This is a genomic window from Streptomyces daliensis (assembly GCF_054782395.1).
Window position 1 is genome coordinate 188,111 of record NZ_BAAGSO010000125.1, and the last position, 14,965, is coordinate 203,075.

General features: G+C 72.9%; 10 protein-coding genes and 1 pseudogene. All 11 read left to right on the forward strand.

Going from position 1 to position 14,965, the window contains the following annotated elements; genetic code table 11:
• The first annotated feature begins 168 nt into the window (after positions 1 to 168).
• On the forward strand, positions 169 to 1,767 hold the full coding sequence (locus ACYVOO_RS36705) for a sugar ABC transporter ATP-binding protein (protein ID WP_461020057.1): 1,599 nt from the start codon (positions 169 to 171) through the stop codon (positions 1,765 to 1,767).
• The gene (locus ACYVOO_RS36710) at positions 1,761 to 2,855 is read left to right on the forward strand and encodes an ABC transporter permease (RefSeq protein ID WP_461020058.1); all 1,095 of its coding nucleotides are present in this window, start codon (positions 1,761 to 1,763) and stop codon (positions 2,853 to 2,855) included. Before ACYVOO_RS36705 ends, ACYVOO_RS36710 begins: the two co-directional genes overlap by 7 nt.
• Before the next feature lie 47 nt (positions 2,856 to 2,902).
• Positions 2,903 to 3,937 carry a substrate-binding domain-containing protein gene (locus ACYVOO_RS36715; RefSeq protein WP_461020059.1) on the forward strand — a complete coding sequence of 345 codons (1,035 nt, stop codon included), beginning with the start codon at positions 2,903 to 2,905 and terminating at the stop codon, positions 3,935 to 3,937.
• A 242-nt stretch (positions 3,938 to 4,179) separates the two neighbouring features.
• On the forward strand, positions 4,180 to 5,319 hold the full coding sequence (locus ACYVOO_RS36720) for a Gfo/Idh/MocA family protein (RefSeq protein ID WP_461020078.1): 1,140 nt from the start codon (positions 4,180 to 4,182) through the stop codon (positions 5,317 to 5,319).
• 141 nt (positions 5,320 to 5,460) lie between these two features.
• Positions 5,461 to 6,459, forward strand: a complete 999-nt coding sequence (locus ACYVOO_RS36725; RefSeq protein WP_453343704.1) for a sugar phosphate isomerase/epimerase family protein — start codon at positions 5,461 to 5,463, stop codon at positions 6,457 to 6,459.
• A 310-nt stretch (positions 6,460 to 6,769) separates the two neighbouring features.
• The gene (locus ACYVOO_RS36730; RefSeq protein WP_461020060.1) at positions 6,770 to 9,265 is read left to right on the forward strand and encodes a PQQ-dependent sugar dehydrogenase; all 2,496 of its coding nucleotides are present in this window, start codon (positions 6,770 to 6,772) and stop codon (positions 9,263 to 9,265) included.
• A gap of 16 nt (positions 9,266 to 9,281) precedes the next feature.
• Positions 9,282 to 10,718, forward strand: coding sequence for a ThuA domain-containing protein (locus ACYVOO_RS36735; RefSeq protein WP_461020061.1), 1,437 nt, complete (start codon positions 9,282 to 9,284; stop codon positions 10,716 to 10,718).
• Positions 10,715 to 10,897 (forward strand): hypothetical protein, encoded by a 183-nt coding sequence (locus ACYVOO_RS36740; protein WP_461020062.1) that lies wholly within the window; start codon positions 10,715 to 10,717, stop codon positions 10,895 to 10,897. The genes ACYVOO_RS36735 and ACYVOO_RS36740 overlap by 4 nt, the downstream gene beginning before the upstream one ends.
• Positions 10,898 to 11,173: 276 nt before the next feature.
• A complete protein-coding gene (locus tag ACYVOO_RS36745; RefSeq protein WP_461020079.1) occupies positions 11,174 to 12,328 on the forward strand; it encodes an inositol-3-phosphate synthase in 1,155 nt (384 codons plus the stop codon).
• The gene (locus tag ACYVOO_RS36750) at positions 12,325 to 13,851 is read left to right on the forward strand and encodes a UbiA family prenyltransferase (RefSeq protein WP_461020063.1); all 1,527 of its coding nucleotides are present in this window, start codon (positions 12,325 to 12,327) and stop codon (positions 13,849 to 13,851) included. The genes ACYVOO_RS36745 and ACYVOO_RS36750 overlap by 4 nt, the downstream gene beginning before the upstream one ends.
• Positions 13,848 to 14,690 (forward strand): annotated as a pseudogene (locus ACYVOO_RS36755) (sugar phosphate isomerase/epimerase family protein); the annotation flags it as partial. The gene ACYVOO_RS36750 and the pseudogene ACYVOO_RS36755, both read left to right, overlap by 4 nt.
• Between the last annotated feature and the right edge of the window lie 275 nt (positions 14,691 to 14,965).

A 14,965-nucleotide genomic window follows, 5' to 3' on the forward strand; every position in this document is an offset into this window, starting at 1 on the left:
CCAGCGGCCCCGCACCACAGGAACGGCGCCACCCGCCCCGCACCCTGTACCCCGCACCACGCGCACCCCGCACCGCCCCGCACCGCCCCGTACCACGCGGCGGCCCCGCACGGCCGCTCGCGTGCGCCCCGAACGGCTCCGCTCTGCCCGCACGCACGGAGGTCCGCCTTGGCACCCCCACCCCTGCTCACCATGTCCGGTATCACCAAGTCCTTCCCCGGAGTACGGGCGCTCGACGGCGTCGATCTCGACGTCGAGGCCGGAGAGGTGCACTGTCTCCTCGGCCAGAACGGCGCCGGGAAGTCCACCCTCATCAAGGTGCTCGCCGGCGCGCACCAGCCCGACGCGGGCGAGATCGGCTGGCAGGGCGAGACGGTGAAGCTGCCCACCCCCGTGAGCGCCATGAAGCTGGGCATCGCGACCATCTACCAGGAACTCGACCTGGTGGAGCACCTCTCGGTCACCGAGAACGTGTTCCTCGGCCACGAGGTCGCCGCGCGCGGCTTCATCCGGCCCCGCGCCGCGCGGGCCAGGGCCGCCGCGCTGCTGGAACGCCTCGGCCACCCCGAGATCGACCCGGGCACGCTCGTCGGCTCACTCTCGGCGGCGGGGCAGCAGATCGTCTCCATGGCCCGCGCGCTCTCGCACGACGTGCGCCTCATCGTCATGGACGAACCCTCGGCCGCGCTCGACCCGGACGAGGTCGACAACCTCTTCCGCATCGTCGGAGGGCTCACAGCCGAGGGTGTCGCCGTCGTCTACATCTCGCACCGGCTGGAGGAGATCCGCCGCATCGGGGACCGCGTCTCCGTGCTCAAGGACGGCCGTGTCGCGGCCCGCGACCTGCCCGCGCGCACCACGCCCACGCACGACTTCGTCACCCTGATGACAGGCCGCGACGTCGAGTACGCCTTCCCCCGCCGCGCCTCCGTTCCGACGGACGTCGCGCCGACGGACGCCGTACCGCCCGGCGCGGAACCGTCGGACGTGCCCTCCGGCGCGCACGGTCCCGTCCGGGTCGCGCCCACCCCGCCGCCCGTGCTGCGCGCCGAAGGGCTCGCCCGCCAGGGGGAGTTCGAGCCGCTGGACCTGGAGCTGAACCCGGGCGAGATCGTCGGCCTCGCCGGGCTCGTCGGCTCGGGCCGCTCCGAGATCCTGGAGACCCTCTACGGCGCCCGTCGCCCCACCGCCGGACGCGTCCTCGTCGACGGGCGCGCGCTGCGCCCCGGCAGCATCGTCGCCGCAGTCCGCGCGGGCATCGGCCTGGCGCCCGAGGAGCGCAAGTCCCAGGCGCTGCTGATGCTGGAGTCCGTCACCCGCAACGTCTCCGTCTCCTCCCTGCCGCGCTTCTCCACGGGCGGCTGGGTGGACCGCACGGGCGAACGCGCCGCCGCACGAGCCCGCACCAAGGAACTGGCGCTCAGCCCCGACGACCCCGACAGGGCCGTGCGCACCTTCTCCGGCGGCAACCAGCAGAAGGTCGTCCTCGCCCGCTGGCTGCTGCGCGAGTGCCGGGTGCTGCTGCTCGACGAGCCCACGCGCGGCGTGGACGTCGGGGCCCGCGCCGAGCTGTACGCCGTCATCCGCTCGCTCGCCGACTCCGGCGTCGCCGTCCTCCTCGTCTCCAGCGAACTGCCCGAAGTCCTCGGACTCGCCGACCGCGTCCTGGTGCTCCGCGAGGGCCGCGTCGTGCACACAGCCCCCGCCCGGGATCTCGACGAGTCCCGGGTGCTCGACCTCGTCATGGAAGGGAGCCCGTCGTGGTGAACCCCAGCGGAGGGACACCGCAGGCACCGCCGGCCGGGCCGGGCGAACCCCGGCCCGGCGCGGCAGGGGACCGGCAGGGAGGGTCCGCCGCACCCGGCGGAGGCGGCGACGCGCGCAAGGGGAACGGCGGGGCCCGGCGCGGGCCCGCCGCGCTCCGCGCCTTCGACCCGCTCCACCTCTCGCTGCTGGGCGTCCTGGCGGTGCTGGTGGTGGTCGGCGCAGCCACCAAGCCCGAGCAGTTCCTGAGCATCGACAACCTTCAGCTCATCCTCACCCAGGCGTCGGTGATCGGCGTCGTCACCGTCGGCGTCACCTTCGTGATCATCGGCGGGGGCATCGACCTGTCGGTGGGCGCGATCGTCGCGCTCGCCTCCGTGTGGGCGACGACGGTGGCCACCCAGGAGTACGGGCTCGGCGGCGTCCTGTTCACCGCCGTGCTGGTGGGTGTCGGCTGCGGGCTGGTGAATGGGGTGCTCATCGCCTACGGGCCGATGGTGCCCTTCATCGCCACCCTCGCCATGCTGGCCTCGGCCCGTGGCCTCGCGCTCCAGATCAGCGACGGCAAGACGCAGGTGGTCACCGTCGAGCCGGTGCTGGACCTGGGGGTGCCCAGCTCCTACGTGCTCGGGGTGCCGCCGCTCGTGCTGGTCTTCGCGGCCGTCGCCGTGCTCGGCTGGCTGCTGCTGAACCGCACCACCTTCGGCCGCCGCACCGTCGCCGTCGGCGGCAACGCGGAGGCGTCCCGGCTGGCGGGCATCGCCGTCAAGCGGCAGCGCCTGCTGCTCTATCTGCTCTCCGGGCTCTGCTGCGGCATCGCCGCCTTCATGCTCGTCGTCCTCACCGGGTCGGGCCAGAACACCAACGGCAACCTCTACGAGCTGGACGCCATCGCCGCAGCGATCATCGGCGGCACCCTGCTGAGCGGCGGCCGGGGCACCATCACCGGCTCCGTGCTCGGCGTCCTGGTCTTCACCACCATCACCAACCTGTTCGTCCTCAACAACCTCCAGAGCGACGTCCAGCAGATCGCCAAGGGGGCGATCATCGTCGCGGCCGTCCTGGTCCAGAAGGGTCGTAAGACACCATGACCGAGCACCCGCACGCACACTCAGACCCGCACACACCGCCACGCTCCATGACCTCCCGCAGAAACATGCTCTTCGGCACGGCAGCCGCCGGAGCCGCGCTCTTCGCGGCGGGCTGTACGAGCAACGAGAGCAACGAGGACGCCGGGAACGGCGCCGAGCAGGCGGGCATCGCCGACGACAAGCCCGGCAAGAAGGTGACCATCGGCTTCGCCGGGCCGCAGGCCGACCACGGCTGGCTCAACGCCATCAACCAGCAGGCCAGGAACCGGGCCAAGAAGTACGAGGACGTCACGCTGGAGAGCACCGAGGGCTCCAACGACAACGCCCAGCAGATCGGGCAGATCGAGACCCTCATCAACAAGAAGGTCGACGTCCTCGTCATCCTCCCCGCCGACGGCAAGGCCCTCACCCAGGTCGGCCTCAAGGCGATGCGCGCGGGCATCCCCGTCGTCAACCTCGACCGCGTCTTCGCCTCGCAGCAGGCGTACCGCTGCTGGATCGGCGGCGACAACTACGGCATGGGGCTCAACGCGGGCCACTACATCGGCGAACAGCTCAAGGACAAGAAGAACGCGCGCGTCGTCGAGCTGGCCGGTATCGACAACCTGGAGCTGACCCGGCAGCGCACCGACGGCTTCGACGCCGCGCTCAAGAACTACCCCAACATCAAGAAGGTGGCGCGACAGGCCGCCGAGTTCACCGTCGAGTCAGGGCAGGAGACGATGGCCCAACTCCTGCGCGCCGAGCCGAAGTTCGACGCGCTGTGGAACCACGACGACGACCAGGGTGTGGGCGCCGAGCGGGCCATCAAGCAGGCGGGCAGGGACGAGTTCCTGATGGTGGGCGGCGCGGGTTCCAAGCGGGCCATGACCGCCATCAAGGCCGACAACACCGTCATGAAGGCCACCGTCCTCTACCCGCCGACCATGGCGGCTTCCGCCATCGACCTCGCGCGGGCACTGGGCCAGGGCAAGGGTGTCGGAGGGCTCGCCGAGTTCGAGATCCCCGCCTCCCTCACCCTCTACTCGGCCGTCGTCACCAAGGACAACGTCGAGGAGTACCTGCCCATCGGCTTCACGTGACCGTGCCCGCCGGTCCGTCCGGCGCCCAGGACCCCGGCAGCACCGCCGGCAGCGCCGCCACCGCACGTCCACGCCCCGGTCTCCCCGACGACCGGAAGCGCCCGACAGGGAGGAGCCCCATGTCGAACGACACCACCGAGCCAGCCCCGGCTCCCGCCGAGCCCGGCCCCCAGCACCAGGCCGGGGCCCAGCACGGGACCGGAGCGCCGCCGGGCGGCTCCGCGCCGCCGATCGGGGTGGGCATGGTCGGCTACGCCTTCATGGGCGCGGCCCACTCGCAGGGCTGGCGCACCGTGGGCCGGGTCTTCGACCTGCCGCTCGCCCCGGCCATGGCCGCCGTGTGCGGGCGCGACGCGGCGGGCGTGCGCGCGGCGGCGGGCAAGCTGGGCTGGGCGGCGGCCGAGACGGACTGGCGCGCGCTCGTCGAGCGCCCCGACGTGCAGCTCGTGGACATCTGCACCCCGGGCGACAGCCACGCCGAGATCGCCATCGCGGCGCTGGCGGCGGGCAAGCACGTGCTGTGCGAGAAGCCGCTCGCCAACACCGTCGCCGAGGCCGAGGCGATGGAGGCGGCGGCGAGCGCGGCCCGCGAGCGCGGCCAGTTGGCGATGGTGGGCTTCAACTACCGCCGCACCCCCGCGCTCGCCCTCGCCCGCCGCATGGTCGCCGAGGGGCGGCTGGGGGAGGTGCGGCACGTGCGTGTGACGTACCTCCAGGACTGGCTGGTGGACCCCGCCTTCCCGCTGGCCTGGCGGCTGCGCCGCGAGCTGGCGGGCTCCGGCGCGCTCGGCGACCTCGGCGCACACGCCGTGGACATTGCCCAGCATGTGGCGGGTTCGCCGCTGACGGGTGTGTCGGCGCAGACGGAGACGTTCGTCCGCGAGCGCCCCCTGCCGGGCGAGGGCCCCGACGGGCGGCGCGGGCCCGTCACCGTCGACGACGCGGCCCTGTTCACGGGCAGGCTCGCGTCGGGCGCGCTGGCGTCCTTCGAGGTCAGCCGGGTGGCGGCGGGCCGCAAGAACGCGCTGCGCGTCGAGGTCAACGGCACCGGCGGCTCGCTCGCCTTCGACCTGGAGCGCCTGAACGAGCTGCACTTCCACGACCACGCCGACGACGCTGCCGAGTCCGGCTTCCGCCGCATCCTGGTCACCGAGGACAGCCACCCCTACCTGGAGGCGTGGTGGCCGCCGGGCCACGGCCTCGGCTACGAGCACACCTTCGTCCACCAGGCCCGCGACCTGCTCCACGCCATCGCCTCCGGCACCCAGCCGGAACCGTCCTTCGCCGACGGGCTCCAGGTGCAGCGGGTGCTCGCGGCGGTCGAGGAGAGCGCCGAGAAGAACGCGGTGCTCACGCCCGTGGGGCCACCGCGCACGGGCTGACGGGGCGGGGCGCCGCGCCGCACGACGGGGCGTTACGCGATGGGTGCCGGTGCGGGGGGACGCCTCTTCCCGACGGAGGCGCACCCCGGGACCGGGACACGAACGAGACGACACGCACGACCGAGCCGCGAGGAGTACCGCATGTCCCGACAGTTCACGCTCTTCACGGGTCAGTGGGCCGACCTGCCGCTGGAGGAGGTCTGCCGACTGGCCCGCGACTTCGGCTACGACGGCCTCGAACTCGCCTGCTGGGGCGACCACTTCGAGGTGGACCGGGCGCTGAAGGAGCCCGGCTACGTCGACGGGCGGCGCGCCCTGCTCGACAAGTACGGGCTCCAGTGCTGGGCCGTCTCCAACCACCTCGTCGGCCAGGCGGTGTGCGACCACCCCATCGACGAGCGCCACCAGGCCATCGTCCCTGCCCGCATCTGGGGCGACGGCGAAGCGGAGGGTGTGCGGCGGCGCGCGGCCGAGGAACTCAAGGACACGGCCCGCGCCGCCGCTGCCCTCGGTGTGCGCACGGTGGTCGGCTTCACCGGCTCGTCCATCTGGCACCTCGTGGCCATGTTCCCGCCCGTGCCCGAGGGGATGGTGGACCGTGGCTACGAGGACTTCGCCGACCGCTGGAACCCGATCCTCGACGTGTTCGACGCGGAGGGCGTGCGCTTCGCGCACGAGGTGCACCCGAGCGAGATCGCGTACGACTACTGGACGACGCGGCGCGCGCTGGACGCGGTCGGCAACCGGCCGGCCTTCGGCCTCAACTTCGACCCCAGCCACTTCGTGTGGCAGGACCTCGACCCCGTGGGCTTCCTCTACGACTACCGGGAGCGGATCTACCACGTCGACTGCAAGGAGGCACGCAAGCGCCTCGACGGGCGCAACGGCCGCCTGGGCTCCCACCTGCCCTGGGGCGACCCGCGCCGGGGCTGGGACTTCGTCTCCGCCGGGCACGGCGACGTGGCCTGGGAGGACGTGTTCCGGATGCTGCGCTCCATCGGCTACGAGGGGCCCGTCTCCGTCGAGTGGGAGGACGCGGGCATGGACCGGCTCACGGGCGCGCCGGAGGCCCTTCGCCGACTGAAGGCGTTCGACTACGACCCGCCGTCGTCCTCTTTTGATGCGGCGTTCAGTAGCTGACGTCGCCCCCAGCGGTCCAAGTGGCCTCGGCGCTCCGGCGGGAAGGGTGCGCGAGGACTCACTTTGTCCTAGCAGTGGATGAAGGCGACTTCATTGCTGTTAAAAGTCTTCCCGAATCGTACGAAGATGGCTACCGTCCTGATGTGTACCGGACATGAGCCGCTCCCCCCTCACCCCGCCTCCGGCGGACCCCGCACACTCCGGATCCACCCCCCATCCGGCGCGACGGCGCGCGCCTGTGCAACGAACGACGGTCAACGCTTCACGGTTCACCCCGTCAACCACCGTTACCCCTCTCTGGAGGAGACGCGTGCACAGGACTATCCGCACACACCAACCGAAGCCACCCGGACGCCGCCTGCTCCGCAAGCAGCTCGCGGTCCTCACCAGCGCCCTGCTCGTCGGCGGCGGCCTGGCCTTCGGCACCGTCACCACGCACGCCGCGTCGCAGGACGGCCCGGCGCAGGGCGGCAAGCAGGCCGCCGCCGACTTCCAGCAGGTCACCCTCGCCAAGGGCGAGCCGGAGACCGGCGAACCCATGACCCTCGCCGTGCTCCCCGACAGCTCCGTGCTGCACACCTCGCGCGACGGCACCCTCCGGCTGACCAGCCAGTCGGGAGACACCAAGGTCTCCGGCAAGCTGGATGTCTACAGCCACGACGAGGAAGGGCTCCAGGGCGTCGGGGTCGATCCCGGCTTTGCGAAGAACCGGGCCATCTACCTCTACTACGCGCCGCCCCTGAACACCCCCGAGGGCGACGCCCCGGAGACCGGCACCGCCGAGGACTTCAAGCCCTTCGACGGTGTCAACCGCCTCTCCCGCTTCACGTTGAACAAGGACGGCACACTCGACAAGGCCAGCGAGAAGAAGGTCCTCGACGTGCCCGCCAACCGCGGCCTGTGCTGCCACGTCGGCGGTGACATCGCCTTCGACGCCAAGGGCAACCTGCTGCTGTCCACGGGCGACGACTCCAACCCCTTCCAGTCGGACGGCTACACGCCCATCGACGAGCGCGCCGACCGCAACCCGGGCTTCGACGCCCAGCGCTCCTCCGGCAACACCAACGACCTGCGCGGCAAGATCCTGCGCATCAAGGTCAAGAATGATGGCACCTACACCGTGCCGAAGGGCAACCTCTTCGCGCCCGGCAAGAAGAAGACACGCCCCGAGATCTACGCCATGGGTTTCCGCAACCCGTTCCGCATGACCGTCGACAAGCCCACCGGCATCGTCTACGTCGGCGACTACGGACCCGACGCGGGCGCGGCGAACCCCGGCCGAGGCCCGGCAGGACAGGTCGAGTTCGCCCGGGTCACGGGCCCCGGCAATTACGGCTGGCCGTACTGCACGGGCGACAACGACGCCTACAAGGAGTACGACTTCGCCACCGGCACCTCCGGCGCCGCCTACGACTGCAAGGCGCCGGTGAACAACTCGCCTCGCAACACCGGGCTCACGAAGCTGCCCGAGGCCAAGCCCGCGTGGATCCCGTACGACGGCGCCTCCGTGCCCGAGTTCGGCGACGGTTCCGAGTCCCCGATGGGCGGCCCGGTCTACCGCTACGACGCGGAACTCGACTCGGACGTGAAGTTCCCCGAGGAGTACGACGGTGACTTCTTCGCCGGGGAGTTCGGCCGCCAGTGGATCAAGCGCATCGAGCAGGACCAGAACGGCGGCGTCACCTCCATCAACGACTTCCCCTGGCAGGGCACCCAGGTGATGGACATGGAGTTCGGCCCCGACGGAGCCCTGTACGTGCTCGATTACGGCACCGGCTACTTCAACGGCGACGAGAACTCCGCCGTCTACCGCATCGAGAACGCCACGGACGGCCACTCGCCCGTGGCCCAGGCCAAGAGCGATGTGACCAGCGGACAGGCACCGCTGGAGGTCGCCTTCTCCTCCGAGGGCACCAGCGACGAGGACGGCGACACACTCACCTACGCCTGGGACTTCGGCGACGGCGCCACCTCGACCGAGGCGAACCCGACGCACACGTACACCGAGAACGGCACCTACACCGCGACCGTGACCGCGAAGGACCCGGGCGGGCGCACGGGCAGCGCCAGCGTGCACATCACCGTCGGCAACACCGCGCCCAAGGTGGAGCTGCAACTGCCCAAGGACGGACAGCCGTTCGCCTTCGGTGACGCGGTGCCCTTCGAGGTGAAGGTCACCGACCCGGAGGACGCGGAGATCGACTGCTCCAAGGTCGAGGTCACCTACATACTCGGCCACGACAGCCACGGCCACCCGATCAGCTCGGCCAAGGGCTGCTCCGGCACCATCCAGACCACCAACGACGGCGAACACGACCCGAACGCCAACATCTTCGGTGTCTTCGACGCGCAGTACACGGACGGCGGCGGTGGCGGCCAGCCCCCGCTGACCAGCCACGGCCAGAGCATCCTCCAGCCCAAGCACCGGCAGGCCGAGCACTTCACCAAGGCCGCCGACGGTGTCACGGCGGGAGCCGCCGAGGGAGCCGAGGGCGCGCGCGCCGTCAACGGGGCCCAGAACGGCCAGTGGATCGCCTTCGAGCCGTACGCGCCCGGCGGGCTGACCGAGCTGAGCGCGCGCGTCGGCGCGGGCGGCGGCGCAGGGGGCGGAGCCCTGGAGGTTAGGGCCGGAGCACCCGACGGACCGCTGCTCGGCACGGCGCAGGTCCCAGCGGCTGACGGCTGGACGGACGTGAGCACCGCCATCGAGAACCCGCCAGCCGACGCCACGTCCCTGTACCTGGTCTTCACCGGGGGCGCGGGCGAGCTGTACGACCTGGACAGCTTCACCGTCACGACGAGCTGAGGGAGGGACGACGCACATGACACACCCACGTTCACACCAGCGTTCATGTGGACGCCCGCGTGCGGGTCGGCGCCCGCGCCTGCGCCTGGCCGGTACCGTGCTCGCCGCGACGGCCCTGCTCCTCGGCGCCGCCTCCCTGCCCGGCTACGCGGCCCCGTCCGGCGGCGGCGCGGAGCAGGCAGGGGAGCAGGAGCAGGCGGGGAAGCGGCCGGGGAAGGGGGCGGAGGAACGGGTCCTGGTCTTCTCCAAGACCGCCGGATTCCGCCACGACTCCATCCCCGACGGCATCGCCGCGCTCCAGCGGCTCGGCACCGAGCACGGCTTCGCCGTCGAAGCCACCGAGGACGCCGCCGCCTTCACGGCCCGCAACCTCGCCAAGTTCGACGCGGTCGTCTTCCTCTCCACGACGGGAGACGTCCTCAACGCGAAGCAGCAGAGCGCCTTCGAGGGCTACGTGGAACGGGGCGGCGGCTACGTCGGCGTGCACGCGGCGGCCGACACCGAGTACGACTGGCCCTGGTACGGCGGGCTCGCGGGCGCCTACTTCCAGTCGCACCCGCACATCCAGCCCGCCACCGTCAGCGTCGAGGACCACGCGCACCCGGCCACCTCGCACCTCGGCGAGAGCTGGGAGCGCACCGACGAGTGGTACAACTACCGCTCCAACCCGCGCGGCCAGGCCCGCGTCCTCGCCGCACTGGACGAGAGCACCTACGAGGGCGGCACCATGGCGGGGGACCACCCCATCGCCTGGTGCCAGGAGTACGAGGGAGGCCGCGCCTTCTACACCGGGGGCGGCCACACCAAGGAGTCGTACACCGAGGAAGCCTTCCTCACCCACCTGCTGGGCGGCATCCGCTACGCCACAGGCGCTGCCCAGGCCGACTGCCGTCCCGAGAACGGCTACACCAAGCTGTTCGACGGTACGCAGGCCAGCCTGGAGAAGTGGAAGCAGGCCGGACCCGGCAGCTTCGAGCTGGGCGAGGACGGCACGCTGCGCACGGTCGGCGGCATGGGGATGCTGTGGTACGCGGAAAAGCCGCTGTCCTCGTACTCGCTGAAGCTGGACTGGCGGATGACAGGGGACGACAACTCCGGTGTCTTCATCGGCTTCCCCGCCTCCGACGACCCGTGGTCGGCCGTGGACAACGGCTACGAGATCCAGATCGACGCGACCGACGCGCCGGAGAAGACCACGGGCTCGGTCTACGGGTTCCAGTCCGCCGACCTGGAGGTGAGGGACGGCGCCCTCAACCCGCCGGGGGAGTGGAACACCTACGAGATCCGCGTCAAGGGCGAGCGCGTCCGCGTCTGGCTCAACGGCGTCAAGATCAACGATTTCACCAACACCGATCCCGCACGGAGTCTCGCGGACGGCCACATCGGCCTCCAGAATCACGGCGACGAGGACGAGGTGGCCTTCCGCGACGTCCGGCTCAAGGAGCTGAAGTGACGGCCGCGGGCGACGGCGGAGGAACGGCGCACGGCACGACGTACGGCACGAGGCACCGCACCACCCACCGCACCACGCACACGGCGACGACGTACAGCACCCCGAACAGCACGACGTACAGCGCGACGCACGGCGTACGACCGTACGCGCGTGTGCACCTCGCGCGGGTGACGGCCTGACGTCCGCGGCCCGAGGGGGGCCGTGACGCCAGGCGTGCGGCGGAGAGGGGAACGCCGACCCCTCCCCGCCGCGACCGCCGCCGCGGGCCCCGGCCCGCGGCGGCGGCAGGCCGTGCCCCGTGCCCGTACGGCCTGCCGTCGCCGGTCCCCGCGCCCACACCCCTCACCTCCGTCCTTCCAGCACCAGCCGAGCACCACGTACCAGGCAACCCAGGGAGGCAGGCCGTGACCGAAGACCGAACCCACCGGACCGACCGGACCCACCGGAGCGAAGCCGTGACGGGCTCGCAAACCCCGCCCCCGGCACACGACGCGACACCCACGGAGACCCGTACCGGCGTGTGGCTCGTCGGGGCCCGGGGCTCCGTCGCCACCACGGCGATCGCGGGCTGCGCCGCCGTCGCCGCCGAACTGCACCCGGCCACGGGCATGGTGACCGGGACCGAGGCGTTCGCGGGATGCGGGCTCCCGCCGCTGGACTCCCTCGTCTTCGGCGGCCACGACACCGACACCTGCCCCCTCCCCAAGCGCGCGGAGAACCTCGCGGAGGAGGGCGTGCTGCCGTACGGCCTCCCCTCGGCCGTGCGCGCGGAACTCGAAGCGGCCGACGCCGCCGTACGGCAGGGCGGGCCGCAGCCCGACGACCCGCGCGGCGAGGAGGAACTGATCGCGGCCTTCGCCGACGACATCCGCGCCTTCACCAGGGAACACCGAGTGGCCCGCACCGTCGTCGTCAACGTCGCCAGCACCGAGCCAGCGCCCGAACCCGGCGACACGTCCCTGCCCGCCAGCTCCCTCTACGCGGCGGCTGCGCTGCGCGCGGGCAGCCCCTACGTCAACTTCACCCCCTCCACCGGGCTCCACCACCCCCGCCTCGCGGAGGCCGCACGCGACTCCGGGCTGCCGTACGCGGGGCGCGACGGCAAGACCGGGCAGACACTGCTGCGGTCCGTGCTCGCGCCGATGTTCGTGCAGCGCGCCTTGGCCGTACGGGCGTGGTCCGGCACGAACCTGCTCGGCGGCGGCGACGGCGCGGCCCTCGCCGACCCGCGCGCGGCGGCGGCCAAGAACGCGGGCAAGGCGCGCGTCCTGTCCGACACGCTCGGTGTACTGCCCGACGGGCAGCTGCACATCGACGACGTACCGGCGCTCGGCGACTGGAAGACCGCCTGGGACCACGTGGCCTTCGACGGCTTCCTCGGCTCGCGCATGGTCCTCCAGACCATCTGGCAGGGCTGCGACTCGGCCCTCGCCGCACCCCTCGTCCTCGACCTCGCCCGCCTCACGGCACGCGCCGCCGAAGCGGGCATCTCCGGCCCCGTCGAAGGGCTCGGCTTCTACTTCAAGGACCCCGACACGGGGCCGAGTTCGCTCTCCGAGCAGTGGGGTGACCTCCTCGCCCTCGCCGCGCGGCTCCGGACAGGCCGATGACGGGGCGGCCGAAGACGGGGCGCGGCGCGGCGTGGCTCCAGCTCCTGCGCGTCTCGGCCCTGTTCACGGTGCCCGGTGACGCGCTGGCGGGCGCGGCCGTGACGGGGTGCCGTCCGAACCGGGGCACGGCGCTGGCGGTGGGCGCTTCGCTGTGCCTGTACGAGGCGGGCATGGCCCTCAACGACTGGGCCGACCGCGAGACCGACGCCGTCGAGCGCCCCGACCGCCCCCTCCCCTCGGGCCGCCTCACCCCGAACGCGGCGCTGGCCGCTGCGACGGGGCTGACGGTGGCGGGGCTCGGGCTGGGCGCGGCGGCGGGGCGGGGTCCCGCGTGTGTCTCGGCCGCACTGGCGGCGACGGTGTGGGCGTACGACCTCCACCTGAAACACACCCGCGCGGCCCCGGCCACCATGTCCACGGCCCGCGCCCTGGACCTCACCCTGGGCGCGCTCTCCACGGTGTCCACGGCGACGGCCCGGGGTGTGCCCGTGTCGGGAGTGAAGGGGGCGGGTTCGCCTGTCCCGGCGCCTGCGGCCTGGTGTGCGCCCGCGTCCGCGGTGAAGGGGACGGTTCCCCTTCTGTCCGCCGCGACGGTGAGTCGTCGTACGGCGCGGAGCGGCGGTGCGAGTCCGGCCGTGCGGCCGGTGGGTGCGGCGTGGGGGTCGCTGTTCGGGAAGGGGCGTGGCCCTCGTGCGGACATGGGTTCGCCCGTGTCGGCTGCGGTGGGCGCGGGCCCACCCTTGTCCGCCGCGACGGCGGGACGTCGTACGGCGCGCTCCGGCGGTGCCGAACCGGCCGTTGCCCGGCCCGTCGGCGAGGCAACGGTGCTCCCCGCGAGCCCGCGCTCGACTCCGCCACCCGGCGAACCCCGGACGTCCCACGGCGGCGCTGCCACGGCGCGAGGTGTCATGGGCGCCGCCGGGCTGCTCGGCGCGCACACGTACGCCGTGACCGCCGTGTCCCGGCGCGAGGCACAGGGCGGCGCCCCCCTCGTACCCCTGGGCGGCTTGGCAACGGCGGCAACCGTCGCCGCCACGGTCGTCGGCCGCACACTCACCGGCACGGCAGCAGCGGACCCGCCACACCCCCACGCGACAGACGTCACCCCGACACGTCTCCGTACCGCAGCCGTGAACGGCGCCCGCGCCCGTACTGCCTTCGCGACCCGGACACGCGCCCGTGCCGCATCCGCGAACGAGACACGCCTCCGCACCGCCTTCGTGAACGGCACACGCACCCGTACCGCCCTGGCGAACCGGACACACCCCCGTACCGCCGTCGCGGTGGCCGCGACATGTGCTGCCGTCGCCGCGTATCTGGGGGCGTACGCCCGACCCCTCACGCACGCGGCGCTCAACCCCTCCCCACCCCTCCTCCAGCGCGCGGTCGGCGCGGGCATCGGCGCCACGATCCCCCTCCAGGCAGCGCTCGCCGCGAAGGCGAGCGCGCCCCGTACCGCGCTCGCCCTGCTCGCGCTCGTACCGCTCGCCCGCCGGGTCTCACGGAAGGTCAGCCCGACATGACCGCGCTGCGCTACGCCTACGGCACCAACGGCCTCGCCGACCTGCGGCTCGGCGACGCGTTGGCGATGCTCGCCGACCTCGGCTACGACGGCGTCGGCCTGACGCTCGACCACATGCACCTCGACCCCCAGGCCCCCGGCCTCGCCGACCGCACACGGGACGTCGCGCGGGCGCTGGCGCGGCACGGGCTCACGGTCACCGTGGAGACCGGCGGGCGCTACGTGCTCGACCCGCGCCGCAAGCACCACCCCACCCTCCTCGATCCGGACCCGGAGGCGAGGGGCGCGCGGCTCGGGCTGCTGCTGAAGGCCGTACGGGTCGCGGCCGACCTCGGCGCCCACGCCGTGCACTGCTTCAGCGGGGTGCCCCCGGCCCGTACGAGCGGCCAGGACGCCTGGGCGCGGCTCACCGCGGGCATGGAGTCGCTGCTCGACGCCGCCCGCGCCGCTGGCGTGCCGCTCGCGGTGGAGCCGGAGCCGGGGCACCTCGTCGGCGATCTGGCCGCGTTCCACCGGCTGCGCACCGCGCTGGGGGAGCCGGAGGAACTGGGCCTGACCCTCGACATCGGCCACTGCCAGTGCCTGGAGCCGGAGCCGCCCGACGCGTGCGTGCGCGCCGCCGCGCCCTGGCTGCGGCATGTGCAGATCGAGGACATGCGACGTGGCGTGCACGAGCATCTGCCCTTCGGCGAGGGCGAGATCGACTTCCCGCCCGTGCTGGACGCGCTGCGCACGACGGGGTACGAGGGGCTGGTCACCGTCGAGCTGCCCCGCGACTCCCACGCGGGCCCCGACCGCGCACGCGACTCGCTCCGCTTCCTGAAGCGCGCCGAGCATGCCGAACGTCCCGCTCTGACGGGCCCGGTCGACCGCGCTGACCCCGCCGACTGCGCCGAGCACCCCGTCCACGCCCGACGTCCTGTCCGGACCGAGGACCCCGCGTGGGGCGCGGCGCGACCGTACCCGCCGGCCGTGTCCGAGTCCGTGTCCGGGTCCGTCGACGGCACCGTCCACCCCGCGCCCCCGCCCGCGCCCCCGTCCGCCGACGGCCGAGCCAGGAGAGCCGCCTCATGCTGACCCCTCTCGCCTCGCTCCGTACCGGGCTGGAGCTGCGT

What these genes read in the sequence shown, in the direction of transcription:
- ACYVOO_RS36735 (WP_461020061.1), top strand. Translation starts at nt 9,282, where the DNA reads ATGACACACCCACGTTCACACCAGCGTTCATGTGGACGCCCGCGTGCG.
- ACYVOO_RS36750 (WP_461020063.1), top strand. Translation starts at nt 12,325, where the DNA reads ATGACGGGGCGGCCGAAGACGGGGCGCGGCGCGGCGTGGCTCCAGCTC.
- ACYVOO_RS36725 (WP_453343704.1), top strand. Translation starts at nt 5,461, where the DNA reads ATGTCCCGACAGTTCACGCTCTTCACGGGTCAGTGGGCCGACCTGCCG.
- ACYVOO_RS36720 (WP_461020078.1), top strand. Translation starts at nt 4,180, where the DNA reads ATGGTCGGCTACGCCTTCATGGGCGCGGCCCACTCGCAGGGCTGGCGC.
- ACYVOO_RS36715 (WP_461020059.1), top strand. Translation starts at nt 2,903, where the DNA reads ATGACCTCCCGCAGAAACATGCTCTTCGGCACGGCAGCCGCCGGAGCC.